The sequence below is a fragment of the Streptomyces sp. NPDC088730 genome, assembly GCF_044751215.1.
Lineage (GTDB): Bacteria > Actinomycetota > Actinomycetes > Streptomycetales > Streptomycetaceae > Streptomyces.
The window spans coordinates 1,296,432-1,321,810 of the sequence record NZ_JBIVLK010000001.1 but is presented as its reverse complement, the minus strand read 5'-3'; the positions used below and the strand labels follow the sequence as shown (position 1 = coordinate 1,321,810).

Sequence of the window (25,379 nt, the reverse complement as noted above, 5' to 3'; positions counted from 1 at the left end):
GGGCTACTCTCAGCCCCATGACTGATCACGTGCATGACCTGGACGCACTGCGCGAAGCGACCACCCGGCTGCTCAGCGCCACGGAGAAACTGGACGACTCCGAACTGGCCCGGCCGTCGCGGCTGCCCGGCTGGAGCCGGGGTCATGTCCTCGCGCACCTTTCACGTAACGCCGACGCGCTGGTAAATGTTCTCCAGGGTCGGCCGATGTACGCAGACAGCGAAACCCGCGCCCGCGAGATCGAGCGCGACGCCCCCCGGCCGCAGGCCGAACAGCTGGCCGACCTGGCGGAGAGCGCGGCCGGTTTCGTGGCGGCGGCCGCCGCCCCGGCCGACTGGTCACGCACGGTCACGATGCGCAACGGTGTGACGGACTCCGCCTCCCGGATCCCCTTCCGCCGCCGCATCGAGGTCGAGCTGCACCACGTCGACCTGGGGGTCGGCTACGAGCTGGAGGATCTCCCGGACGAGTTCACCGCCCGGGAGATCGACTTCCTGGCCGAGCGGTTCGCCGGACACCCGGATGTCGTGTCCATGGGCGTGGCTGACGACACGGGCCGCCTCTGGACGACGGGGGGCGGGAAGGAAGGCGGACCGGTAGCGGTCCGAGGGCCGGCCCCCGAGCTGCTCGGCTGGCTCAGCGGGCGCCGCGACGGCTTCTCGCTGACCGTCGAGGGCGGACAGTCCCTGCCCGCACTGCCCCCGCTATAGGCTGAGCCGCATGACGTACAGCGGAGTGGTCAAGGTCGGCGGGCGGGCGGACGTACACGAGCTGACGGATCTGATGATCTCCAAGGTCGCCGTCGGCCCGATGAACAACAACGCCTATCTGCTGCGCTGCCGGGCCACCGGCGAGCAGCTCCTGATCGACGCGGCGAACGAGGCCGGGACCCTGCTGCGGCTGATCGGTGACGACTCGATCGCCTCGGTCGTCACCACCCACCGGCACGGCGACCACTGGCAGGCGCTGGGCGAGGTCGTGGCGGCCACCGGCGCCCGTACGTACGCCGGGCGTTACGACGCCGAGGGGATCGAGGTCCCCACCGATGTGCTCGTCGAGGACGACGACATGATCCGGGTCGGACAGGTCGCCCTGACCGCCCGCCATCTGACCGGGCACACACCGGGTTCGATCGCGCTCCTCTACGACGACCCGCACGGCGCCCCGCACCTGTTCACCGGGGACTGCCTCTTCCCGGGCGGGGTCGGCAACACCTTCGGGGACGCCGAGGCCTTCGTGAACCTGCTGGACGATGTGGAGACCAAGCTCTTCGCCCCGCTGCCGGACGAGACCTGGGTCTACCCGGGCCACGGCAACGACACCACGCTGGGCGACGAGCGCCCGCGACTGCCCGAGTGGCGCGCCCGCGGCTGGTGAAAAGGCCCCGGTGCCCCTCGCCGAGCGAGGGGCACCGGGGCCGCGCCGCGGGCGTCACCGCCTCGCGGCCGTTCAGGCGTCGATTCCGGCGCCCTTGTCCGCACCGTCCCTGGCCTCCGCACTCTCCGCGGCGGCCTGCTTCCTGGTGGCCAGGAGACTGGTGACCGTGGTGATCACCAGCACGCCGCAGATGACGCCGAGCGAGACCGGGATGGAGATCTCCGGGACGTGCACCCCGGACTCGTGCAGGGCGTGCAGCACCAGCTTGACGCCGATGAAGCCGAGGATCACCGAGAGCCCGTAGCTCAGGTGGACCAGCTTCTTCAGCAGACCGCCGATCAGGAAGTACAGCTGCCGCAGCCCCATCAGGGCGAAGGCGTTGGCGGTGAAGACGATGTACGGGTCCTGGGTCAGCCCGAAGATGGCCGGGATCGAGTCCAGCGCGAACAGCACATCGGTGGTGCCGATGGCGAGCATGACGACCATCAGGGGTGTCAGGACGCGCTTGCCGTTGTTCCGGATGAAGAGCTTGGTGCCGTGGTACCTGTCGGCGACACCGAAGCGGCGCTCGATCGTCTTCAGCAGACGGTTCTCCTCGAACTCCTCTTCCTCCTCGTCGGCCCGCGCCTCCTGGATGAGCTTCCAGGCGGTGAAGATCAGGAACGCGCCGAAGATGTAGAAGACCCACGAGAAGTTGGCGATGACCGCCGCACCGGCCGCGATGAAGATCGCCCGCAGCACCAGCGCTATCAGAACGCCGAAGAGCAGCACGCGCTGCTGGAGGTGCGAGGGCACCGAGAACTTCGCCATGATCAGCACGAAGACGAAGAGGTTGTCGACGCTCAGCGACTTCTCGGTGATGAAACCGGCGAAGAACTCGCCGGAGGCCTGGGTCTCGCCGAAGACGAGCAGCCCGAGCCCGAAGAGGGCGGCCAGGGCGATCCAGACGACCGTCCAGATTCCGGCTTCCTTGGTCGACACGTCATGGGGCTTGCGCCCGATGAAGAAGTCGACGGCGATGAGGGCGCTGAGACCAAGGATGGTCAGCGCCCAGAGGGTCCATGAAACGTCCACTGCGCCTCCGGCAGTTCGCTACGGCTACTGATCAGCGTCGTCGCTGCCGGAGGTCTCTTCCACCTGGACGCGCGGGCTGCGCGCCTGGCCGGCGCCCCGGGACCGGTCACAGTCCGTACTGACGGGAACGCCGCGATCGGGAGTACTCCCCTCCGCCCAAAGAACAGTACAGGAATTACCAAGGAAAGGTAAAGGGAAGGCTAAAGAAGAATCAAAGCCCCAGCTCAGAGGGGTAGGGAGCGAGCAGCGGTGGAGCAGGTCAGCGGGGCCCGCCGCGGCGGGCCGCCGCCACCTGGGCGAGCACCAGCTCAAGGACGCGGCTGCCCGGAGGCGTCGTCAGCGGCTCGTACGTCCAGGCATGGCCGACCCAGGGGTCGGCCAGATGGTCGTCGGCAATCGGGGTGAGCCGGAGCAGCGACCTCCACAGCGGATCGAGCACCGGCCCGAACGCGGAGGCGTCCTCCCGGTCCGCGACCATCAGCAGATGCACGCCGACGGACGGCCCCTCGTCGGCGAGGTAGCGGAGCTGGTTGACGGCCCGGTCGTCGAAGCCGTGCGGGAAGTCGTTGACGATCAGCAGCTGTTCAGCCGGGTCCAGGTCGGGCGGCAGTGAATCCGCGGCGCCGGCCCTGATCGCCATCTGCACCAGATCGACCCGCCGGGTGAGCTGGGCGAGGACGGATGACACTCCCCCGGCACCGGACGCGGGCGGCCCCGCCAGCACCCCGGCGCGGACCAGCGGGGCGAGCGCGGCCGAGGCGGCTCCCGCCGGGTCGATGACATGGACCGAGAACTCGCCCGCCGGGTAGACGGCGAGCAGCCGGGCGGCGTGCAGCACCGCGCTCTCCATGGCCAGCCGGTGCAGCTGGTCGGCGTCCGTCAGGGCGGCCGCCTCGGAGGCCGTGCGCCCGCTGTCGATCCAGATCCCGCGCTCCAGCGGCAGCCGCACCAGCAGCGGGATGCGCAGCGCGGCGCTCTCCGGCAGGTGCAGGTCACCGATCCGCAGCGCCATCGGGATCTCCATCGGCACCCGGTAGGCGTGCCAGACCGGGTTGTCCCAGCCCGCGTAAGGGGCGGGCAGCGCGGGTTCCACCACGGCGGACTCGGCGGTCAGCTGGGCGAGGTCGCGGTCCAGCGCCTCGCGGGCCCGGCCGGTCAGCTCGTCGCGTTTGGCGCGGGCCTGCTCACGGGCGAGGCTGCCCGCACCCCCGATCCGGCTGCGCGGGTCGGAGAGGGTCCGCTCCAGCTCCTGGTCCATCCGGGAGTCCGCGAAGTCGACCGCGCTGCGGTACGCGGCGATGGTCCTGGCCAGGTCCTCGAACATCCCCCAGATCTGGTTGTAGAGGCGCTCGTCCATGGACCAGCCGGTCGCGTCCCCGGCAACGGGCCGCGCCGGCTGTCCGGGCCCGGCGGGCGGCGCGGCGGGAGGGGGCGGCGGGGGTGCGGCGGACTGGCGGCGCGGGTGCGCGTAGTCGATGGGGCCGGACGGGACGGCGGCCGGGCTCTCGGGCTGCCGGGCGCCCGGCGGCCCGACGGGGGGCTGCCCGACTGGGGACGGCCCTGCGGAGGGCGGCCCGACTGGCGGCTGCCCGACGGCGGGCTGCCCGCCGTCCGGGGCGGGTGCCGGTCGGGCGGGGTGCCGGACCCGGTCGCCCTCCGGGGCGCGGGGCGGCGGCGGTGACACCGAGCGGGCCAGACCCCGGGCGACGGCCTCCTGGATCGAACCGGCCAGTTCGGCCGCCCGGTCCACGCCCTGGTCGGCGAGCATCGCGGCGAGACCGCCCGCATAGCCCTGGCCGACCGCGCGGACCTTCCAGGCGCCCTGCCTGCGGTAGAGCTCCAGGGCGGCGACCGCGGACTCGCTGTCCAGTCCGGTCAGGGTGAAGGTGGCGATCTCGGTGCCTTCGAGTCCGGTGACGGCGACGAAGGGAGCGGCCACCGCTCCGAACCGGGCCGGGCCGCCCGCCCCCAGCGGCAGGGCGAGGAGCACGGTGACCCGGTGCACGCCTTCGGGCAGGGCGTCGAGGTCGACGGCGAGCCGGTGCTCTGCGGCCGCCTGCCTGGAGACCTCCAGCCCCGGCAGCTGCGGGGAGCCGGGGTGGGCGATCCGCTCCACGCCGTGCACCGTGCCGTGCTCGTCCCCGAGCGTGGCTCCCGCGACGACCGGCGCGCCCGCCGAAATCCGGATCTCCAGACGGGTCTGGGGCAAGGTGTGGTTCTGCCCCCGGACCAGCTCGGCCGTCATTGCCCTGTCCCCTCGACGAGTTGCTGCCGCGCGGCGCGGTGCCGCGGTGGTGATGCGGTGCAGCTCCCGGCGGCCGATGCCTCCGGGAGCTGCGCGTTACCGATACGGACCGGCTGGTCCGGCTCCGCCTACAGGTGCGGCAGGATCGCCGGCATGAGGTCCTGGAAGGTGCGGCCGTTGGCCGGGGTGCCGATGGCGGTCATCTGCCAGCCGTTCCCCGAGCGGTGCACCTTCGCCATGATCTGGGCGGTGTACTGACCGCCGCCGTCCAGGGTGTAGCGGGCGAGCTCCTGGCCGTTGGTCTCGTCGACGATGCGGCAGAAGGCGTTCTGCACCTCCTGGAACGTCTGGCCGGTGAAGGAGTTCACCGTGAAGACGATCTGGTCGATGTGGACCGGCACCCGCTGGAGGTCGACCAGGATCGCCTCGTCGTCGCCGCCCGAGCCGGCGCCGCCGACCAGGTTGTCCCCGGTGTGCTTGACAGAGCCGTCGTCGCTGACGAGGTGCCGGAAGAAGACGACGTCGACCGGCTGCTTGTCGGCGAACAGGACCGCCGAGGCGTCCAAGTCGATCTCCCGGGTGCGCGAACCGAACAGGCCGCGTCGCGGCGCCGCCTGCCAGCCGAGCCCCATCCGTACCGCGGTCAGGGTCCCCCCGTCGCTCTTCTGCAGGCTGATGGCCTGGCCCTTGGTCATATTGACCGTCACGCGCTGTCCCCTCTCCGCTTCCCCGCAAACCGTCCTTGCGCGGTTTCCAGCACCCTACGCATGAGCTCCGCCGGCGCATCCGGTCCGGACCGTTCTGTGTCGTTTCTGCAACACACCCCCGCACCGAGGGGTCAGGCCAGGCCCGCCTCCCGCATCTGGCGCAACTCCTTCTTCAACTCCCCCACCTCGTCGCGCAGTCGGGCGGCCACCTCGAACTGCAGGTCCGCGGCGGCCGCGCGCATCCGGTCGGTCATCTCCTCGATGATCCCGGCGAGCTCGGTGGCCGGGCGGTCGGTGACCGCCGCCTTGTCCCCCTTGGTCTTCGCGGAACCGCTCTTGATGCCCAGCGTGGGCACAGGCGCCTTGGCGCCCTTCGCCTGGCGGTAGCCGGTGCCGAGCAGCTGCTCGGTGTCGACCTCCTCGCGGGCGATGGACGCGACGATGTCGTTGATCTTCTTGCGGAGCGGCTGCGGGTCGACTCCCCGCTCGGTGTTGTAGGCGATCTGCTTCTCGCGGCGCCGGTTGGTCTCCTCGATCGCCTGCGCCATCGCCGGGGTGACCTTGTCCGCGTACATATGGACCTGCCCGGACACGTTACGGGCGGCACGGCCGATGGTCTGGATCAGCGAGGTGCCCGAGCGCAGGAAGCCCTGCTTGTCGGCGTCGAGGATCGCCACGAGCGACACCTCGGGCAGGTCGAGGCCCTCACGCAGGAGGTTGATGCCGACCAGGACGTCGTACTCGCCGGAGCGCAGTTCGCGCAGCAGCTCGATGCGGCGCAGGGTGTCGACATCGCTGTGCAGGTAGCGGACCTGGATGCCGAGCTCCAGGAAGTAGTCGGTGAGGTCCTCCGACATCTTCTTGGTCAGGGTGGTCACCAGGACCCGCTCGTCCTTCTCGGTGCGCTTGCGGATCTCGTGCACCAGGTCGTCGATCTGGCCCTCTGTGGGCTTGACGACGATCTCCGGGTCCACGAGGCCGGTCGGGCGGATGATCTGTTCCACGAAGCCGTCGCCGCGGGAGAGCTCGTACTTGCCGGGGGTGGCGGAGAGGTAGACCGTCTGGTTGATCCGTTTGAGGAACTCCTCCCACTTCAGCGGGCGGTTGTCCAGGGCGGACGGCAGCCGGAAGCCGTGGTCGACGAGCGTCCGCTTGCGGGAGGCGTCGCCCTCGTACATCGCGCCGATCTGCGGCACGGTGACATGCGATTCGTCGAGGACGAGCAGGAAGTCCTCGGGGAAGTAGTCCAGGAGGGTGTTCGGCGCGCTGCCGGGGGTGCGGCCGTCGAAGTGCATCGAGTAGTTCTCGACACCCGAGCAGGTGCCGATCTGGCGGAGCATCTCGATGTCGTACGTGGTGCGCATCCGCAGCCGCTGGGCCTCCAGCATCTTGCCCTGCTTCTCCAGCTCGGCCAGCCGCTGCTCCAGCTCCGTCTCGATGCCGCCGACGGCCTTCTCCAGGCGCTCCGGACCCGCCACGTAGTGGCTGGCGGGGAAGACGTGGAGGGACTCGTCCTCGCTGATGACCTCGCCGGTGAGCGGGTGGAGGGTGGAGAGCGCCTCGATCTCGTCACCGAACATCTCGATGCGGACGGCGAGCTCCTCGTAGACCGGGAAGATCTCGATGGTGTCGCCCCGCACCCGGAAACTGCCGCGGGTGAACGCCAGGTCGTTGCGGCTGTACTGGATCTCGACGAAGCGGCGCAGCAGCTGGTCGCGGTCGATCTCGTCGCCCACCTTGAGCTGGACCATCCGGTCCACGTACTCCTGCGGTGTGCCGAGGCCGTAGATGCAGGAGACGGAGGCGACCACGACGACGTCACGCCGGGTGAGCAGGGAGTTCGTCGCGGAGTGGCGCAGCCGCTCGACCTCCTCGTTGATCGAGGAGTCCTTCTCGATGTAGGTGTCCGACTGCGGGACGTACGCCTCGGGCTGGTAGTAGTCGTAGTACGAGACGAAGTACTCGACGGCGTTGTTGGGCAGGAGCTCGCGGAATTCGTTGGCGAGCTGGGCGGCGAGGGTCTTGTTCGGCGCCATCACCAGGGTGGGGCGCTGCAGCTTCTCGATCATCCAGGCGGTGGTCGCCGACTTTCCGGTGCCGGTCGCGCCGAGCAGCACGACATCCTTCTCACCCGCCCTGACGCGCCGCTCCAGCTCGGCGATGGCCGTCGGCTGGTCGCCGCTGGGCTGGTAGGGACTGACGACCTCGAAAGGCGCCACCGAACGTTCGATCTTCGAGACTGGCCGCATGCAACCACCGTACGACCCTCCACTGACAACGGGGCGGGTCAGCGGTCGTGGTGCTCGACGGGATCGCGCCGCTGCGAGTGGAAGGACGCCGGGTCGGCGTGGGTGCCGAACCGGGGCACCTGGCGCTGGGCGGGGATGCCGAGGGCCCGTCCGGCCGCGGCGTCCTCCCAGTCCGGGGTGCCCATCACCACCAGCGGGTCGAACATCACGACGACCCCGGCGACCAGCAGGAAGCAGGCCGGGCCGATCAGCATGGGCACGAGGAGGCCGGTCGGGGTGTCGCCCCCGCCGGAGCCGGTGACGGCGGCCGCGTGCAGGTGGACCCGGAGCGCCGCCATGCCCGTGTAGTGCATCCCGCTGACCGCGACGCCCATCACGACGGCGGCACCGAGGCTGGGCAGGAAGCCGTGGATGGAGACGGCGGCCCAGAGCGCGGCGGTCGAGGCCGACACGGCGATGACCACGGAGAGCGTCACGGTGATCGTGTCGTACTCGAACTGCCCATCAAGTCGCATCCCGGCCATGCCGAGGTAATGCATGGTGGCCACGCCGAGTCCGGTGATCGTGCCGCCCGTCACCAGCGCCATCGGGGTGGCGCCCCGGTACCCGACCAGGAAGATCCCGACACCGACCACGACGATCGCGACGGCGAGGCTGGCGAAGGTGATCGGCTTGTCGTAGCCGATCGGCACCTCCTCGACGGAGAAACCCATCATCGCTATGAAGTGCATCGTCCAGATTCCGGAGCCTATGGAAGTCGCACCGAGAGCCAGCCAGCCGGCCTTGAAGGAACGTTCCGTGCGCAGTGACCGGGTGGTGCAGCGCAGACCGAGTGCCGCGCCGAGGCAGGCCATGAGGAACGCCGCGACGGGGGTCACCGCCCCATAGCTGAAACCGTCGATTGTGCCCTGCATACACACGTCCTTCGCAGAAGCCCGGGTGCGGACGACCCTAAGGCGCGAGGCCCGGCAAACAAACAGAAGAACTGCACTTTATCGACAGGGGCACCGGTTCATGACGCGGTCCCCGGGGGCCGTTCACACGGTGGCCACCCTTCGACTCTCCCCTGTTCGGCGGCGGCTGCGACGCTCGGGCCGTCCGCAACTCCGACGCTCCGTACCCCACGCAAGGAGTCCACGTGCACGCAGGCACCGCTACCGCCACCGCCTCCGTCGCTGCCGCCGCCCTGCTGGCCGCCGGCACGTTCCTGCTGTCGAACACCGACGCCCCCGTCCCGGACACCACCGCCGCTGCCGCCGGGCACGCCGTGCCGGTGACCCGCGCCGCCACCGCCCCGGCCGGCGCCCCGCTCGTCATCTCCCACCGGGGCGCGTCGGCCTACGCCCCCGAGAACACCCTCGCGGCCGTGGACAGGGCCCACGCGCTCGGCTTCGAGTGGGTGGAGAACGACATCCAGTTCACCAAGGACGGCGTTCTCGTCGTCATCCACGACACCGGTCTGAAGCGGACCACCGACGCCGAGGAGGTCTTCCCGGACCGCGCGCCCTGGGCGGTCAAGGACTTCACGGCCGCCGAGATCGCCCGGCTGGACGCGGGGAGCTGGTTCGGTGCGCGGTACGCCGGTACCCGGGTGCCCACGCTCCGGCAGTACCTGGAGCGCGTCGAGCACAACCACCAGAGCCTGCTCATGGAGATCAAGAGCCCCGAGACCTACCCCGGGATCGAGCGGGCGGCCCTTCAGGTGCTGGACCAAGAGGGGTGGCTGGACACCGGTCATGTCCGCGACCGCCTCGTGATCCAGAGCTTCGGCGCGGACAGCGTGCGCACGGTGCACAAGCAGCGCCCGGACGTCATCACGGGCTTCCTGGGCGCCCCGGCCGTCGCCGAGCTGCCCGCGTACGCCGAGTTCACCGACCGGATCAACCCGGAGTACACCTCGGTCTCCGGCGAGTACGTCGCGGCGGTGCACGCGCTCAAGGGGCCGCACCGCGAAAGGCTCCAGGTCGACACGTGGACGGTCAACGACGCGGCGCGCGCGCTCCGGGTGGCCGGCTACGGCGTGGACGGCATCATCACCAACGCGCCGGACGTGGTCCGCGCGGCCACCGGGGCCCGCGAGGCCGCCGGGGGCATGTGAGGGCCGCCGGGAGTGCGTGAAGCGGTGCGTGAGGCCGCCGGCTGACCGTTCCGGGGCCGTTGCCCCGGCCGGCCACCGACCGTTGTCAGTGGCCGGCCGTACGGTGGGTGCCATGACCAACAACGGGGTTGTCGAGTGGACCGTCGTGGAGAGCGACATCGGTCCGCTGCTGCTGGCCGTGACCGGTGCCGGGCTGGTGAGCGTGGTCTTCCACGCGAGTCCGGAGGTACGGGACAGGGCGCTGGACCGGTTGCGGAGCCGGCTCGGCGCGGAGCCGGTCGAAGCGCCGGACTCCGCCCGGCTGGCCGAGCCGATACGCCAGCTCGCGGCGTATTTCGCGGGCATCCTGCGGGATTTCTCGCTCGATCTCGACTGGTCGCTGTCGGGCGGTTTCAACCGCCAGGTGCTCCGTGAGCTGGCGGCCGGTGTGCCGTACGGCGCGGTCGCCGGTTACGGGGAGCTGGCGGAGCGGGTCGGTCAGCCCGGGGCGGCCCAGGCGGTCGGGGCGGCCATGGGGTCCAATCCGCTGCCGGTCGTGGTGCCCTGCCACCGGGTGGTGGAGCGCGACGGCGGGATCGGCGGCTTCGGCGGCGGTCTTGAGACGAAACGGCAGCTGCTGGCGCTGGAGGGCGTGCTGCCGCAGCCGCTGTTCCAGCCATAGCAGCGGCCGGCCCCCATTCCCGTTCTCGCACCGGAATTCGGGCTGGCACACTGCCTCGGTGACCATCACCCTCGACGCGTCCGACACCCCTGGCGGCCCCGCTCCCACCGAGCGGGTCACCGCGGCCGACCTGCCGGGGCTCCGGCGCAGGACGACCGCCGTCCTGATCGCCGGCCAGATACTCGGCGGCCTCGGCGTGCCCGTCGGCATCGCCCTGGCCCCCGTGCTGGCGACGCAGGTCAGCGGATCGGAGGCGCTGTCGGGCCTCGCGCCCACCGCGTCGGTGACGGGCACGGCCCTGCTGTCGCTGCCGCTGGCCGCGCTGATGACCTCGCGCGGCCGTCGCCCCGGTCTCGTACTCGCGTATCTGATCGGGGCGCTCGGGGCCGGCCTGGTGGTGCTGGCCACCCTGGTGGAGAGCTTTCCGCTGCTGCTCCTCGGGATGGCCGCGTTCGGCGCGGGCTCCTCCGCCAATCTGCAGGCGCGCTTCGCCGCGGCGGATCTGGCCGAGCCCGAGCGGCGCGGCCGGGCGATCTCGACCGTCGTCTGGGCCACCACGATCGGCTCGGTCGCGGGGCCCAACATCGCGGCTCCGGCGGGCCGGGTCTTCCGCGGCACCGCCGTGTCCGAGACGGCCGGGCCGTTCGTCTGGGCGGCCGGCATCTTCCTCCTCGCCGCCCTCGTGATCGCGGTTCTGCTGCGGCCCGACCCGCTGCTCACGGCACGCGCGCTGGCCCCACGGGAGAGCGGTGCGGCCGGGAACCGTTCCCTGCGTGCGGGCGTCGCGGCCGTGCGGGCGTCACCGATGGCCCGGCTGGCCCTGGTGACCGTCGCCGTCTCGCACACCGCGATGGTCTCGATCATGGTGATGACCCCGATCGACCTGGGCCACCACGGCGCGGACCTCCAGCTGGTGGGCCTGGTGATCAGCGGTCACATCGCGGGGATGTACGCGTTCTCGCCGGTGATGGGCCGGCTGTCGGACCGCTTCGGCCGGCTCGCCGTCATCGGCCTGGCCGTCGGGCTGCTCTCCCTGGCCGCACTGCTGGCCGGCACCGCGGGCGCCGCTCACGGCAGGACCGCGGCCGGTCTCTTCGTGCTCGGGCTCGGCTGGTCCGCAGGGCTGATCGCCGGTTCCGCACTGCTCACCGACTCCGTACCGCAGCCCGCCCGCGCCGCCGTACAGGGCCTGTCGGACCTGACCATGAACGCCTCCGCGGGCATCGGCGGCGCGGTCGCCGGGGTCATCGTCTCCCGGGCGAGCTACGGCTGGCTGAACCTCACCGGCGCCTGCCTGCTGCTGCCGATGGCCGCGCTGGCCCTGCGCCGGTCCCTCACCCGCCCCACCGAGGCCTGAACCCCGACGGGACACCCGCGGGCCTCCGGACTTCCGGGCCTCCGGGCCATCGGGCCACCGGGCCTTCGGGCCACCGGCCTCCGGGCCACCAAGCCTCAGAGGGTGATGTGGTAGGCCTTGCGCAGCGTCTCGTGCACGGTCCACGTCGTACGGTCGCCCTCGCGCAGCACGCAGGCGTCGCCCGGTCCGAGCTCCAGTGTCGCGCCGCCCTCGACCGCCACGGTCGCGCGCCCGCTGACCACCACGAACAGCTCGTTGGCCTCGGTGTCCGTGACCACGCCGGGCGTGATCTGCCAGATCCCGCGCAGCTGCTTTCCGTCGGCCGACTCCCACAGCACCTTGCCGGTGACCTGCGGGTCGCCCGACACGATCTGCGCGGGATCGAGCGGTTCCGGTTCGAGCACGGCGTCCGGAATATGCACGGCAAAAGAGGCGGGAGCTTGATCAATTGTGGTCATGGGCGGTCACTCTAGCGACCGCCCATGAGCGTCCCGTGCTACCCCCTAACCGCGCGGGCCGGCGGCGGGGTCGACCACGGCCAGCCAGGCGTCGGCGATCAGCCGGTGCCCGAGCGGGGTCGGGTGGACGCCGTCCCGGGCCAGCTCCGCCGGTGTGCGCTCCCGCACCGCGCGGGCCATCACGTGGTCGGCCCGGACCACCTGGGCACCGTTGTTGGCGGCTGCCCGCAGGACGGCGTCGGTGCGCGGAGCCAGGTCCTCGAACCAGCTCTCCTGCTCCGGCGCGACCGGGAGCAGGAACGGGGTGATGACGACCAGCCGTGCGGGCAGCCCGCGTGCGGTGTCCGCGAGCAGGCCGTCGAGGCAGGCCTCGAACACGTCGACCGGACTGGCCAGTCCGCTGTCGTAGTGCCGCCAGGTGTCGTTGATGCCGATCTTCACGGTGACCACGGTGGGCCGGTGATCGATGACATCGGTGGTCCAGCGGGTTTCGAGGTCGTAGACACGATTGCCGCTGATCCCCCTGTTGATGACACGGGGCCCGGGTCCTTCGGCCGCCCGGTCGCGCAGGGTCCGCGCGATCTCGTGGACGTAACCCGCGCCGAGCGATGCGGCGTCCGCGCGGTCGCGGCCCGCGTCGGTGATGGAGTCTCCGATGAACAGGAGCGTGTCGTCGTGTCTGATGCGCATGTCTGCCATTCTGACGTCGGGGGCGTCGAGACGCCCCTCGCGGCCTTCGGGGTTCAGCCGACCATGTTCGGCCCTACGCGGTCCGGCCCGCGAACTCCCTCAGTGCCGCGGCCTCCCGCGCGAGCACCTCGGGATCGTCGCCGGGCACGAACTCCAGGAGCGCCTCGGCGTCCCGGCCGTCCAGCAGGCGGAGTGCGGCGGCCCACAGCCGCGTACGGTCCGCCAGCGGCAGCCGGTTGTTGCCCGGCCACCAGGAGAAGGCGTGCACCGCGCAGACCCGGTCCGCCAGCTCCGCGAGCCCCGCCAGCGCCTCCTCGTCCGGGGCGTCGAGCGGCGGCTGCCAGTACGTGCGGACGTTGTCCGCGCCCACCTCGTCCAGCAGCCGGACGGTCGAGGCGACGGTGTCGGTGAGCGTTCCCCCGTGGAACTCGGGCGCGAGCAGCAGTCCGTGGTCCGCGGCGATCCGCGCCGCCTCCCGCAGACAGCGCACGGTCTCCTGCCGCTCCCCGGGCAGCGCTGACCGCGATCCGGCCGCGCCCGCCCACACCCGTACGCGTGGCGCCCCGAGAAGCACCGCCGCGCGGGCGACGGCGGGGAATCCCGCCAGTTCGCCCGGGGTGGCACGGAAGTACGAGCCGTACGAGCAACAGGCCATGCCGTACCGCTCGGTGGCCTCGCGGACCGCGCGGACGGTGTCGGGCTGTGCCGCGGGCGCGTGTACGTCGGCGCCCCACTCGACCACCTCCAGGCCCGTCTCCGCCGCGCGGCGCGCGACCTCGGCGGCGGGCAGCCGACGGAAGGTGACCGAGCACAGCCCGAGCCTGGCTCCTCCCGCCGCGTTCCGGCTGCTCTCGTCGGTCATGTCACTGCCTTCCCGTGGTGGGTGCGCTCTTCGTGCGGTCCGCCCGGACGGGGCGGGCGGACCGCACGAACCGGACCGGGCGGTTCCCCGTCACCGTGTCGTTCAGGCGGCGTTCGGGCCCACGTCGGCGGCGGTGAGCGGGTGCCGGAGCGCGGGCGCTGTCGCGTACTCGTCGGCGCCGATGTCCCGTACGCTGCCGCGCTGGTCGCCGTCGATGTCGTCGGCGACGGCGGCCCCCGCCAGGGTGGCGGCGCCGATCGCCGGGCTGCCCGACGAGAGCCGCAGGACACCGTCCGCGCCCTGGCTGAGCAGCGGGTTTGCCCGGGTGAAGCCCCCCGCGGGGATGTTGCCGTTCGCGGCCGCGCCCCACAGCAGGTTGCTCTGCCAGGTGAAGCCGGTGGTGGCCCCCATCGCGACGAGGCTGCCGGCGTCACCGACCAGCAGGTTGTCGGCCACGGTCACGTCCCTCGGCTCGTACGCCCGGGTCTCGCCGGAGAGCGATCCGGCGTTGTTGATCAGGGAGTTGTGCACGATCACCGCGCGGTCGCAGGCGTCGTTCCCCGTCCGCTCGTCCGGTGTCTCGCCGGAGTTGTGGTCACGGGTGGTGCCGCTGCCGATCACCAGGGCCCGGCCGGACAGCCCGCTGAGGTAGTTGTTGACGATCCGGTGGTCGTTGCCGTAGACGCGCACCCCGTCGATGCCGTCGATCAGGTGGTTGCCCTCCACCACGGAACGGTTGCCGTGGCGCAGCACGATGCCGCCGCGGCTGTCGCGGATGGTGTTGTACCTGATGGTGTTCTTCGACGACTTCACGGAGATGGCCTCGGGGTCGCCGTCGCAGCGCTCGAACAGGTTGTACTCCACGACCGCGTTGGCGTCGGACAGGGCCCGGCCGCTGACGCCGAGGCGGATCGGCTCGCCGCCGTTGGCGCCGGTGAAGCTGTGGTCGGAGAAGTGGTTGCGGAAGATGTGCAGGTTCTGGGCCATGGCGGTCTTGCCCGTGCCGTCCACGACGATGAAGATGCCCGCGGTGGTCTTGTTGTGGAAGTGGTTCCGGTCGATCTTCGAGTCGTCCGCCCGCACGACGAGCCAGTACGGATCGCCGGCGTCCGCGAGCTGGAAGTCGTTGCGGGTCAGCCGGATCGCCGAGCAGTCCGCCGGGAGCTCCATCGTGGTGCTCTGCCGGAAGGAGAAGCCGCTGAGGGTGATGTTGCTCGAATCGCTGAGCACGAAGCCGCGTTCGCCGCGCAGGACGGCACCGCCGCGGGTCTTCGAGACGATGGTGATCTGCGCGGCGGCGGTGCCGTTCTTGCCGGAGATGCTGATCGCGCTCCCCGGCGGGACCGTGTAGGTGCCGTCGGCGACGACGATCCGGTCCCCGGGCGCGGCGCTGTTGATGGCGCTCTGGAGCTGGGCGAGGGTGGCGACCGGGATGTCGGCGGCCGACGCGCTGCCCGACAGTGAGGTGGTCAGCGGTACGGCGGCGAGGGCCGCCACGGCGGTGCTCCTGAGGAATGTGCGGCGTTGCATGGTGCCTCCTGTGTCGATGCGGGCGGGTCCGGTCAGCCGGCGTGCGGGCCGACGTCTGCCGGGGTCAGGGGTGCGCGGCCGGAAGCCCGGCGGGAGTGTTCGTCGGCGCCCACGTCGCGGGTGCGGCCGCGCGGCTGACCGTCGATGTCGTGGGTGACGGGCGGCCACCGGAGCGTGCCCGCGCCGATCGCGGGGCTGTCGGCGGCCGGCCGCGCGATGCCGTAGGGGTCCGTCACCAGGCGGGGGTCGGCGCGGGTACCGCCGCCGGCCGGGATGTTGCCGTCGGCGGCGGCGCCCCACAGGAGGTTGCCCGACCAGGTGAAGCGCACGGTGTTCGCCATCTCGACGAGGCTGCCGGTGTCACCGACGAGCAGGTTGTCCGCGACGGTGACGTCCCTCGGCTCGTGCGGGCGCTGGGGCTCGCCGGAGAGCGTGCCGTGGTTGCCGACCAGGGTGTTGTACGCGATGAGGACCCGGTCCGGGGCGTCGTTGCCGGTGCGCGATCCGGGCGGCTCGCCGGGCAGGTGGTCGCGCTCGGAACCGCTGCCGATCACCAGGGCGCGCCCGGACAGGCCGGCCAGGTAGTTGTTGACGATCACGTGGTCGTTCCCGTAGATCCGTACCCCCTCCTGGCCGTCCACGAGGTGGTTGGCCTCCACCCGGTTGCGGTTGCCGTGCCGCAGGACGATGCCGCCCAGGCTGTCGCGGATGGTGTTGTACCGGATGGTGTTGTCGGAGCTCTTCACCGAGATCGCCTCGGGGTCTCCGTTCGCGCGCTCGAACAGGTTGTACTCCACGACCGCGTGGGCGCCGGACAGTGCGCGGGGGCTGACGCCGAGCCGGATCGGTTCGCCGCCGTTGGAGCCGGCGAAGGTGTGGTCGGAGAAGTAGTTGCGGTACACGTGGACGCGCTGGGCCATCCCGTCCGTGCCGGCGCCCTCGATGCCGAGGTAGATGCCGAGAGTGCTCTTGCCGTGGAAGTGGTTGTGGTCGACGGTGCTGTCGTCCGCGCGCACCATCACCCAGTGCAGGCCCTCGATGTCGGCCAGTTGGAGATCGTTGCGGGTCAGCCTGATGTGCGAGCAGTCCGGGGGGAGGTCCAGGGTGCTGCTCTGGCGGAAGGAGAAGCCGCTGAGGGTGATGTGGTGGGACGCCTGGAGGACGAAGCTGTGCTCGCCCTCCAGGATGACGCCGCCCCGGCTCTGCGCGGCGATGGTCACGGGCGCGCGGCCGGTGCCCCGCTTGTCGCGGATGGTGAGGGGGCTGTCCGGCGGGACGGTGTAGGTCCCGTCGGCCACGACGATCCGGGCGCCGGGCCGGGCCCGGTCGATCGCGGCCTGGAGCTCGCCCAGGGTGCGGACGGTCGCCGGGGCCGGGGCCGCGCTCGCGGTCGGCCGGCCGCCGACGGGGGCGGCGGCCAGTGCCGCCCCTGCCGCGGTGCTCATGAGGAACGTGCGGCGTTGCATGGTGCCTCCCGTGAGTGAGTGGTGGATCGGGGCCCGGATCTCGGCCCCAGGGCCTCTCGTTCGGATCAGGCCGGGTCAGGGAGCGGGGTGTCCAGGAACAGCTCGATGACGGGGACGGGGGTGTCGGGGCGGCGCACCGGGATCCGGAGCGTGAGCGTTCCGGCGGGCTGACCGCCCATCTCGGTGTTGACGGCGGGGCGGTCGGGGTCGATGTGGACCGGGATGATCTCGGACGCGTCGTTCAGCAGCTGGGCGTACCGCACCCGGCCCGCGAGGCCCGGCAGGTGCAGGTGGCGCGGCGGCCAGGCGAACAGGTGGACGTAGAGCCGGTCGCCGCGCTGGGTGTAGCGGCATTCGGCGGGGGCGGTGTACGGGGACGGGCCGCAGCCGCGGACCGAGCGCTCGTGCAGTTCCGTCCAGCGGCCGATCTCGCCGAGGATCGCCACGTCGCGCGGGTCGAGTTCGCCGCGGCCGTCGGGCCCCACGTTGAGCAGCAGGTTGCCGCCCTTGGACACCCCGTCGACGAGCATCCGGATCAGCAGGTCGGCGCTCTTGTGGTCGAGGTTGTCGCGGTCGTAGCCCCAGCTCCCGTTGAGGGTCTGACAGGCCTCCCAGAGGACGGGGCGCCCGTCCTCCGTCATCGGCCCCGAGGGCTGGTACTGCTCGGGGGTCACGAAGTCCCCGGGCAGTCCGGTCCGGTCGTTGACCAGGACGTGCGGCTGGAGTTCCCGGATCGTCTCCAGGAGCTTCGGGGAGTCCCAGTCGTCCGGCCCCTTGCCGCCCCACCAGGTGCGCCCGGCGTAGGAGAAGTCGAAGAAGAGGTAGTCGACGCGGCCGAACGACGTCAGCAGTTCACGGACCTGTCCGTGCAGGTAGCGCTGGTAGTCGCGGATGTCCCGGCCGGCGTGGGCGGCCTTGAACTCCTCGTCGTCACGCTGCGGGTGGGTGCCGTCCACCGGGAAGGACGGGTGGTGCCAGTCGATCAGCGAGTAGTAGAGGCCGACCTTGAGCCCCTCGGCGCGGCACGCCCGGACGAACGGGCCGACGAGGTCGCGGCCGTGCGGGGTGTTGGTGACCTTGTACTCGGTGAGGGCGCTGTCCCAGAGGCAGAAGCCGTCGTGGTGCTTGGTGGTCAGGACGACGTAGCGCATGCCGGCCGCCTTGGCGGCCCTGGCCCACCGGACCGGGTCGTAGCGGTCGGGGGCGAAGTGGTCGAAGTAGACCTGGTACTGCTCGTCGGTCAGCTTCTCCCGGTTCTTGACCCACTCGTGCCGCGCGGCCAGGGAGTACAGGCCCCAGTGCACGAACATGCCGAACCGGGCTTCGGTGAACCAGGTCGTCTCCGGGGCTCCTGCGGGAGCCGGGCTCACGGACGGGGTCATGGGGGTGCGCTCCTTGCGGGGGTGTGGGTGCGGGTGGGGCGGAGGAGACGGCGGGGTCAGCCCTTCAGCGCGCCGGAGGACAGACCGCTCACGAAGGACCGCTGGAAGAACAGGAAGACGATCACGGAGGGCAGCAGGGCCAGCAGCGAGGCGGCCATCACCACTCCGGGGGTGACCGAGGGGTCGATCCGCAGGGTCCGCAGCGCCAGCGGGAGCGTGTACGAGGAGGAGTCGGTGGAGACGAGGAGGGGCAGCAGGTACTGGTCCCAGATCATGGTGAAGCCGAAGACCCCGATGACGCCGAGCGCGGGCTTGCACATCGGCAGGATGATCTGGGCGAAGATCCGCAGGTCTCCGGCCCCGTCGATGCGGGCGGCCTCTTCGAGTTCGCGCGGCACGTCCTTCATGAACTCCGTCATCACCAGGATGGAGAACCCCCAGGCGCCCAGCGGGACGATCATTCCGGCCAGCGTGCCGATGAGGTTGAAGTGGACGACCGGCAGATCGGAGAGGATCAGGGACAGCGGGAGGGCCAGGATCTCCTCGGGCAGCATCAGCGTCGCCAGGACGGCTACGAGCACCAGCGTCATCCCGGGGAACACCTTCCTGGCCAGCGCGTACCCGGCCAGGACGGAGACGGCCACCTGGAGCAGCAGCCCGCCGCCGACCACGAAGAACGAGTTCAGCAGGTACGTGAGCACCCCCTGGTCGAAGGCGATCCTGAAGTTGTCCAGGGTGACGCCGGAGGGGATGATGCTCAGCTGCGTCGGGTCCTTGACGTGTCCGAAGGCGCTGACGAGCAGGGCGAGCAGGGGCCCCGCGAAGATGATCAGGACCAGCAGGTGGACGACGTTCCGCAGGATCCGGCCGCCGAGGGTGCGGCTCTCGGTCAGTCCGAGCGCGGTCTCGGTCCGCTCACTCACTTGCTTTCCCTCCGCCGCAGCAGTTGGACGACGACGGTCAGGACCAGCGTCGCGGCGAACAGCAGGACCGCTCCCGCCGCTCCCACCCCGAGCCGGTTCTGTTCGAGGCCGAGCTTGTAGATGAGGGTCATGACGACCTCGGTGGAACCGTCGGGCCCGCCGTTGGTGAGCAGGAACACCTCGGTGAACACCCGCAGTCCGCGGATCGCGGCGAGGATGAACAGGATCGAGAACACCGACCGCAGTCCGGGCACGGCCACGTGCCACACCCGCTGCCACCTGGACGCGCCGTCGACCTTCGCGGCCTCGTACAGGCCGCGGTCCACGCTCGTCAGACCGGCGAGGATGATCATCATGTCGTAGGGGGCGCCCCGCCAGACGCCGGTGAGCATGATGGAGGCCATCGACGTGTCGGGGTCGTTGATGAACCCCGAGGGCCCCATCCCCACCATTGCGAGCAGGGAGTTGAGCATGCCGTCGCCGGTCGGGTGGTACATGATCCGCCAGAGTTCGGCGACGACCGCGAGCGGCACCACCACCGGGAGGAACGCCGCGGAGCGCACGACCTTCAGCCGGCGGCTCTGCCCCTCCATCAGCAGGGCGAGGGCGAGACCGAGCGCCATCGAGCCGGCGGTCTGCCCGGCGGCCAGTACGACGGTGTGCCACGCGGCCGTGCGGAATCCGTGGGACTGGAGCACCGTGGCGTAGTTGTCCGTGCCGACCCACTTGTTCCCCAGGTAGGGCTGAACCTCCTGGAAGGACATGGTCAGCGCGTTGGCCATGGGGATGAACTTGAAGTACAGGAAGAGAAGCAGCGCGGGGGCGAGGAACAGCCAGGGCGTCCACCACCGGCCCGATCTGCGGCCGCGCCCCAGGAGGCCGGTGGCCCCGCCGTCCCCGCGGCCCGGTTTCCGCGGGGAGGGGCCGACTGCCGCAGGGGCGGCCGGTGTCGCCTGGTCGAGGCTCATGACGCGGCGATCCCCTGCTCCTTGAGGATCACGGCGAGCTGCTTGTCGAGCTCACGGAGCTCGGCCCCGGTGTCGAGGCCGCAGTCCGCCATGAGCGCGTTCACGGTGTCCGCCGTCGCCTGCCGCACCGGGGTCCAGTTCGGGATGGACGGCGCGTACCGCCCGGAGTCCTGGTACGCCTGGGCGTAGGTCTTCCAGCGGGGGTCGGGCCGCACCTGGGAGATGTCCACCGTCTTGTTGACGGGGAGCTGCACGGTGTAGCCGGTCTCGCCCTCCATCCCGGTCTTCTGGCCCGCCGCGGAGACGGCGAAGCCGGCGAAGGCGTCCTGGCCGGCCTGGTTGGCGGAGCCGGCCATCAGATAGACGGAACCGCCCTCCGCGAGAACGGTGGCGTCCTTCGGGCCCTTGGGCATCGGTACGACCTCGTACTTGTCCTTGCCGAGGGTCTCGTCGAAGCGCGGCAGCAGGTACGGGCCGACGACGAACATGCCGGTCCGGCCCGCCTCGAACGTCTCGTTCGTCGGCGGGGTGTCCATGGTCACGGCGCCGGGCTGGATGGCCTTGTCCTCGCAGCCCAGGTCGCGGAACCACTGCATGGCCTCGACCGATGCCCTCGTGGCCGAGGCCGGCTTGTACGTCCCCTTGCCGGTCTCGGTGATGAAGTCGCCGCCCGCGGCCCAGAGGAAGTTAGAGAAGTACCAGGAGGCGTAGCCGCGTTTGGTGGACAGCGGGGCGGCGAGCCCGGCGGTGTTCCGCTTGCCGTCGCCGTCCGGGTCCCGGGTGGTGAAGGCCTTGGCCATCGCGGCGAAGTCGTCCCAGTTCCGAGGGGTGTCGAGCTTCAGCTTCTGCCGCCAGTCCTTGCGGATGAGCAGCGCGGACGCCTGCGCCGAGTACGGCAGTCCGTACTGCTTGCCGTCCACGGCCTTCCCGGAGTCCAGCCCCTGCCCGATGATCTCCCCGCTGTTCTCGATCTTGTCCAGGTCGATCTCCCGGAGCAGGCCCTGGCTGTGCATGGCCCCGAGCTGGGTCACGTCGTTCATGACGATGTCGGGCAGGTTCTTCTGGGCGGCCCGCTGCTGGAGCTTGGTCTCGAAGTCGTCGAAGATGGCCGTGACCTCGACCTTGTAGCCCGTCTTCTTCTCGAAGGCGGTGGCGAGCTTGAGCGCGCCCTGCTCCCCAGGTCCGCCCGGTGTCGTCCTGGTCCAGAGCTCCAGCGGCGCCTTGGGGTCCTGCTTGGCATCCACTCCCGCAGGCCCGGACGAACAGCTGGTGAGGACCAGTGTCGAGGCGAGGACACCCGCACCGATCCATCGCGATCTCTGCATCACAACTCCTGTTTTCGCCGCATCACAGTTGGCCTGGAAAGCGCTTTCTGGGACGTTAACGGGGTGGGATTCAGCGGTCAATACTCCGATGAATACAAAAAGTTCCGACGGACCGGCACAGCGGCAACCGAACGGCCTCCTGGGTGCGCTTCCGGCAATCCGGAACGCGCGAGGGGGATATCACCTTCAGAAATCGCCTGATACCCGGCCAGTTCAGTAATCCACACGGACGACTCTCGCGATCCGGGCACGCGCGGGTCGCGGCAGAAACTGCCGGACAACAGGGTCTGGACATCCGACCCGCACCCGAGGACATTCCAGTGATCGGATGTATCGTCCCCTGCGAGTCATCCGACCTGAGAACCAGAAAACGCCACACCAACGCACGACATCCAGTCAGGCGTTCACCCACAGATCCGAGCCGGGCGGCCGCCCGCCCGCCCGGCACCCGACAGGCCGAGGAGCCAGACCCGACATGAACGAACCGCCCACCGCACCGACAGCCCTGTTGGTCATGGAGGAAGAACGCCGGGCGGACGTCTACCCGCCCGAGGTACTGGCCGGGATCGGCCGGCTCGCGCGCTGGCAGGGACCGCCCCGCACCCGGCAGGAGCTGGCCGCGGGCCCGGAGGCCCTGAGGGACGTCGAGATCCTGCTCACGGGCTGGGGCGCGCCCGTCCTCGATACCGCCTTCCTGTCCCGGGCCCCGCGGCTGCGGGCCGTTCTCGTCGCGGCGGGGTCCGTCCGGCACCTGACCACGCCCGCCTTCTGGGAGCGCGGCATCCCGATCGTCTCCGCCGCCTCGGCCAACGCGGTCCCGGTCGCGGAGTTCACCCTTGCCCAGGTCCTCCTCGGCCTGAAGCAGGCACACCGCATCGCGCGGGAGGTCGCGAGCAGCCGCCGCTTCCCGCACAACCCCGACGTCCCGGGCGCCTGCCGGTCACGGGTGGGCCTGCTGGGGCTCGGGCACATCGGCCGGCTCGTCGCCGACCACCTCAGCCGCTTCGACGTCGAGGTCCTGGCCACCGATCCCGTCGCCTCCCCGGACGCCGCCCGGCAGGCGGGCGTCCGGCTGGTCCCCGTCGAGGAACTCTTCGCCACCTGCCACGTCGTCAGCCTCCACGCACCGCTCCTGCCCGAGACCCGCGGCACGATCGGGGCGCGGCTGCTGAACTCGATGAGGCCCGGCGCGACGCTGATCAACACCGCACGGGGCGCGCTGATCGACGAGCCGGCCGCCGCTCAGACCCTGCTGGCCAGGCCGGACCTCACCGCCGTGCTCGACGTAACGCATCCCGAGCCCCCGGCTCCTGACTCGCCACTCTTCACCCTTCCCAACGTCGTCCTGACACCGCACCTCGGCGGCGCCCTGGGTGCCGAACGCCGGCGCCTCGGACAGCTCGTGCTCGACGAACTCCACCGGTTCACACAGGACCGGCCGCTCCGCCATGCCATCGATCCCGCGCACGCCGCCTCACTGGCCTGACGGCCGGCACCGGCGGCCGGACGCGAGGCGGCCATGCTGTACCGAATTCCCGGGACCGGGCAAGCCCGGCCGGCACCCAATTCCACAAGTCCGCAGCCCAGGGGTGCCACGTCAGCGAAACGTTAGTGAAACGCTAGTGAGACGTAAGCGGGAGGAGCGATAGTTCAGGGCAGGCGGAAGTCCCGGCCCCGGACTGTCGCTCCGCGGATTCGTTCGGCCCGAATTCCTCGCGGACAGCGGATATCGCGCTTTCACGCCCGCACGGAAATCCGTACCCGCACAGATCTCCGTTCCCCACCGATTCTCGTACCACCCCGGGCTTTCGTTCCCACACAGATTCTCGCTCCCACACGGGTTTTCGTTCCCGCACGGAATCAGCGCGGCGAATTGCGGGCTTTCGCTTTCGCTCCCGCGCGGACGGCCTCGAACGCGGGGTCTCGCCCTGCGGGCACGCCCGGCCCGGCGCTCGCATTCCCGTTCCCGCTCCCCGCAGGAAACGGCGGGTCATCGCGGGCGGCCGGGTCCGGATCCCGTACGGCCCCGCCGGGAACGTTTGAGCCCGTCCCCGCCGCGACAGGGATGTGGACATGTCACAGACTGCGCCGTTCGGCGCCGCTCCCCCGCCGCCCGCTCCGCACGCGCCCGTCCTCTCGGCAGAGGTACGGGACGCCCTCGCCGCGCACCGGCCGGTCGTCGCGCTGGAGTCGACGATCATCGCCCACGGCCTGCCCCGCCCCCGCAATCTGCGGGTGGCCGAGGAGCTGGAGGGGCTCGTGCGGTCCGGCGGCGCCGTGCCCGCCACCATCGCGGTGCTGGACGGGAGGGCCAGGATCGGCCTGGACAAGGACCAGTTGGAGCGGGTCGCCCAGGACCCGGCGATGCGCAAGTTCGGCCACCGGGACCTCGCCCCGGCCCTGGCGGCGGGCGCGAGCGGGGCGACGACGGTCTCCGCGACGGCGTTCCTGGCCGCACGCGCGGGCCTGCGCGTCTTCGCGACCGGCGGGCTCGGCGGGGTGCACCGGGGCTGGACCGAGACCCAGGACGAGTCTGCGGACCTGCGGCTGCTGGCCGGGACCGGCATCACCGTGGTCTGCGCGGGCGTGAAGTCGATCCTGGACGTGCCCGCCACGCTCCAGCGGCTGGAGACCCTCGGCGTCGGGGTGCTCGGTTACGGCACCGACCGGTTCCCGGGCTTCTACCTCAGCAGTTCGGGCGAGCCGGTCGACTGGACCGTGCACAGCCCGGAGGAGGTCGCCGGGGTGATGCGGGCCCAGGACGCGCTCGGCGGGCCCGGGGCCGCGCTGATCGTCGCCAATCCCGTACCGCCGCAGGAGCAGTTGGATCCCGCCCTGCACGACCGGGTGCTGGCCGAGGCACTGGACGCGTGCCGGGAGCGCGGCATCGTCGGGCAGGCGGTCACGCCGTACCTGCTGGACCAGCTGACGCGGCGGACCGGCGGTGCCTCGCTGGAGGCCAACCTGGCGGCGGTCCGCGGCAACGTGGCGCTCGCCGCCCGGATCGCCACGGCCTGGGCCGCCCGGTGACCGGTGGTCTTCTCGTCGTCGGGGACGTGGTCACGGACGTGGTGGCCCGGCACGGAACGGCGCTGGTCCACGGCACGGACACGAAGGCCGGCATCCGGACGCTGCCGGGCGGGGCCGGAGCCAACGTGGCGTGCTGGGCGGTACGTTCGGGCTGCCCGGAGGTACGGCTGCTGGCCCGGGTCGGCGCCGACTCCGCGTCCTGGCACCGCGACCGGCTGCGCCGGGCGGGCGTACGCGACCTGCTGGCCGTGGACGACGGGGCCCCGACCGCGACGGTCGTCGCCCTGGTCGACTCCGCCGCCGAACGCACCTTCCTGACGGACAGCGGCGCGGCCGTGCGCCTCGCGCCGGAGGACTGGTCGCCGTCGATGCTCGACGGGATCGGCCGTCTCCACCTCTCCGGCTACCTGCTCTTCGCCGCGAGGAGCCGCGCGACGGCACTGCTCGCGCTGCGCGAGGCCGGGCGGCGGAACATCCCGGTGAGCGTCGACCCGGCCTCCACCGGGTTCCTGGCCGAGCTGGGCGTCGACCGGTTCCTGGAGCTCGTCGGGGAGGTGGATCTGCTGCTGCCCAACGCGGACGAGGCCCGGCTGCTCACCGGCCTGCCCGGACCGGCCGACGCGGCGGCCGAGCTGAGCCTGCTGGCCGGCCGGGTCGTCGTCACCCTGGGCCGGGACGGCGCCCTGCTCGCCGCCGGGGGCATGGTGACAGGCCGGATCCCGGCCGAGCCGGTGCGGGACCCGGTGGACTCCACCGGGGCGGGCGACGCCTTCACCGGCGGCTTCCTCGCCGGGCTGCTGGCGGGCGAGGACCCCGCGACGGCCGCCGTGGCCGGCTGCCTCGCGGGAGCACGGGCCGTCATGGCGGTGGGCGGACGACCGCCGCTGCCCAGGGACGGCAGCGGGCGCGCTCCCGGTGGTGGTCCGTCAGGGGCACACGGATGACTGCGACGGCTGACCCCGTCGTCGCCCGTGTGT

General features: G+C 71.4%; 22 protein-coding genes. 8 read left to right on the top strand and 14 right to left on the bottom strand.

Translation table 11 applies throughout. The features are described 5' to 3' along the window. Window positions 1-17 precede the first annotated feature (17 nt). Entirely contained in the window at window positions 18-710 is a 693-nt protein-coding gene (locus ACIP89_RS05900; RefSeq protein WP_402113242.1) for a maleylpyruvate isomerase family mycothiol-dependent enzyme, read from the top strand. A 10-nt stretch (window positions 711-720) separates the two neighbouring features. After that, window positions 721-1,377: an MBL fold metallo-hydrolase gene (locus tag ACIP89_RS05895; protein ID WP_401923234.1), complete on the top strand. Its 657-nt coding sequence runs from the start codon at window positions 721-723 to the stop codon at window positions 1,375-1,377. Between the two features lie 72 nt (window positions 1,378-1,449). Here ACIP89_RS05895 and ACIP89_RS05890 read toward each other — a convergent pair whose 3' ends face one another. From ACIP89_RS05890 to ACIP89_RS05870, 5 genes are all read right to left on the bottom strand, one after another. After that, window positions 1,450-2,451, bottom strand: coding sequence for a TerC family protein (locus ACIP89_RS05890; protein ID WP_402113240.1), 1,002 nt, complete (start codon window positions 2,449-2,451; stop codon window positions 1,450-1,452). 259 nt (window positions 2,452-2,710) lie between these two features. Further along, window positions 2,711-4,696 carry a TerD family protein gene (locus ACIP89_RS05885; protein WP_402113238.1) on the bottom strand — a complete coding sequence of 662 codons (1,986 nt, stop codon included), beginning with the start codon at window positions 4,694-4,696 and terminating at the stop codon, window positions 2,711-2,713. A 128-nt stretch (window positions 4,697-4,824) separates the two neighbouring features. Further along, window positions 4,825-5,403, bottom strand: coding sequence for a TerD family protein (locus ACIP89_RS05880; protein ID WP_136328667.1), 579 nt, complete (start codon window positions 5,401-5,403; stop codon window positions 4,825-4,827). A gap of 131 nt (window positions 5,404-5,534) precedes the next feature. Further along, complete coding sequence (gene uvrB, locus ACIP89_RS05875) at window positions 5,535-7,652, bottom strand: excinuclease ABC subunit UvrB (protein ID WP_401923226.1); 2,118 nt, start codon at window positions 7,650-7,652, stop codon at window positions 5,535-5,537. Window positions 7,653-7,690: 38 nt separating this feature from the next. Beyond that, complete coding sequence (locus ACIP89_RS05870) at window positions 7,691-8,566, bottom strand: MHYT domain-containing protein (RefSeq protein ID WP_401923224.1); 876 nt, start codon at window positions 8,564-8,566, stop codon at window positions 7,691-7,693. Window positions 8,567-8,790: 224 nt separating this feature from the next. On the opposite strand from ACIP89_RS05870, the gene ACIP89_RS05865 reads away from it, so the two are divergent. From ACIP89_RS05865 to ACIP89_RS05855, 3 genes are all read left to right on the top strand, one after another. Then, window positions 8,791-9,750 (top strand): glycerophosphodiester phosphodiesterase, encoded by a 960-nt coding sequence (locus tag ACIP89_RS05865; protein ID WP_401925670.1) that lies wholly within the window; start codon window positions 8,791-8,793, stop codon window positions 9,748-9,750. Window positions 9,751-9,862: 112 nt separating this feature from the next. Further along, a complete protein-coding gene (locus ACIP89_RS05860) occupies window positions 9,863-10,411 on the top strand; it encodes a methylated-DNA--[protein]-cysteine S-methyltransferase (RefSeq protein ID WP_402113234.1) in 549 nt (182 codons plus the stop codon). Between the two features lie 58 nt (window positions 10,412-10,469). Continuing rightward, window positions 10,470-11,768, top strand: coding sequence for an MFS transporter (locus ACIP89_RS05855; protein WP_402113232.1), 1,299 nt, complete (start codon window positions 10,470-10,472; stop codon window positions 11,766-11,768). Between the two features lie 95 nt (window positions 11,769-11,863). Here ACIP89_RS05855 and ACIP89_RS05850 read toward each other — a convergent pair whose 3' ends face one another. From ACIP89_RS05850 to ACIP89_RS05810, 9 genes are all read right to left on the bottom strand, one after another. After that, window positions 11,864-12,226, bottom strand: a complete 363-nt coding sequence (locus ACIP89_RS05850; RefSeq protein WP_371628848.1) for a cupin domain-containing protein — start codon at window positions 12,224-12,226, stop codon at window positions 11,864-11,866. Between the two features lie 45 nt (window positions 12,227-12,271). After that, window positions 12,272-12,916 carry an SGNH/GDSL hydrolase family protein gene (locus ACIP89_RS05845; protein ID WP_402113230.1) on the bottom strand — a complete coding sequence of 215 codons (645 nt, stop codon included), beginning with the start codon at window positions 12,914-12,916 and terminating at the stop codon, window positions 12,272-12,274. Between the two features lie 73 nt (window positions 12,917-12,989). Beyond that, entirely contained in the window at window positions 12,990-13,778 is a 789-nt protein-coding gene (locus ACIP89_RS05840) for a sugar phosphate isomerase/epimerase family protein (protein ID WP_402113227.1), read from the bottom strand. Between the two features lie 102 nt (window positions 13,779-13,880). Beyond that, window positions 13,881-15,308: a polysaccharide lyase 6 family protein gene (locus tag ACIP89_RS05835; protein WP_401925658.1), complete on the bottom strand. Its 1,428-nt coding sequence runs from the start codon at window positions 15,306-15,308 to the stop codon at window positions 13,881-13,883. Window positions 15,309-15,340: 32 nt separating this feature from the next. After that, entirely contained in the window at window positions 15,341-16,774 is a 1,434-nt protein-coding gene (locus ACIP89_RS05830) for a polysaccharide lyase 6 family protein (protein WP_402113225.1), read from the bottom strand. A 65-nt stretch (window positions 16,775-16,839) separates the two neighbouring features. Further along, complete coding sequence (locus ACIP89_RS05825) at window positions 16,840-18,156, bottom strand: alpha-L-fucosidase (RefSeq protein WP_402113222.1); 1,317 nt, start codon at window positions 18,154-18,156, stop codon at window positions 16,840-16,842. 56 nt (window positions 18,157-18,212) lie between these two features. After that, a complete protein-coding gene (locus ACIP89_RS05820; RefSeq protein WP_402113219.1) occupies window positions 18,213-19,079 on the bottom strand; it encodes a carbohydrate ABC transporter permease in 867 nt (288 codons plus the stop codon). Then, a complete protein-coding gene (locus tag ACIP89_RS05815; RefSeq protein ID WP_402113216.1) occupies window positions 19,076-20,047 on the bottom strand; it encodes a carbohydrate ABC transporter permease in 972 nt (323 codons plus the stop codon). Before ACIP89_RS05815 ends, ACIP89_RS05820 begins: the two co-directional genes overlap by 4 nt. Continuing rightward, window positions 20,044-21,372 (bottom strand): extracellular solute-binding protein, encoded by a 1,329-nt coding sequence (locus ACIP89_RS05810; RefSeq protein ID WP_402113213.1) that lies wholly within the window; start codon window positions 21,370-21,372, stop codon window positions 20,044-20,046. The genes ACIP89_RS05815 and ACIP89_RS05810 overlap by 4 nt, the downstream gene beginning before the upstream one ends. 475 nt (window positions 21,373-21,847) lie before the next feature. Between ACIP89_RS05810 and ACIP89_RS05805 the strand changes: the two genes are divergently transcribed. From ACIP89_RS05805 to ACIP89_RS05795, 3 genes are all read left to right on the top strand, one after another. Further along, window positions 21,848-22,858 (top strand): hydroxyacid dehydrogenase, encoded by a 1,011-nt coding sequence (locus tag ACIP89_RS05805; RefSeq protein ID WP_401923197.1) that lies wholly within the window; start codon window positions 21,848-21,850, stop codon window positions 22,856-22,858. A gap of 587 nt (window positions 22,859-23,445) precedes the next feature. Continuing rightward, entirely contained in the window at window positions 23,446-24,402 is a 957-nt protein-coding gene (locus ACIP89_RS05800; RefSeq protein ID WP_401925644.1) for a pseudouridine-5'-phosphate glycosidase, read from the top strand. Then, window positions 24,399-25,346, top strand: a complete 948-nt coding sequence (locus ACIP89_RS05795) for a carbohydrate kinase family protein (RefSeq protein WP_402113210.1) — start codon at window positions 24,399-24,401, stop codon at window positions 25,344-25,346. Before ACIP89_RS05800 ends, ACIP89_RS05795 begins: the two co-directional genes overlap by 4 nt. Window positions 25,347-25,379 lie beyond the last annotated feature (33 nt).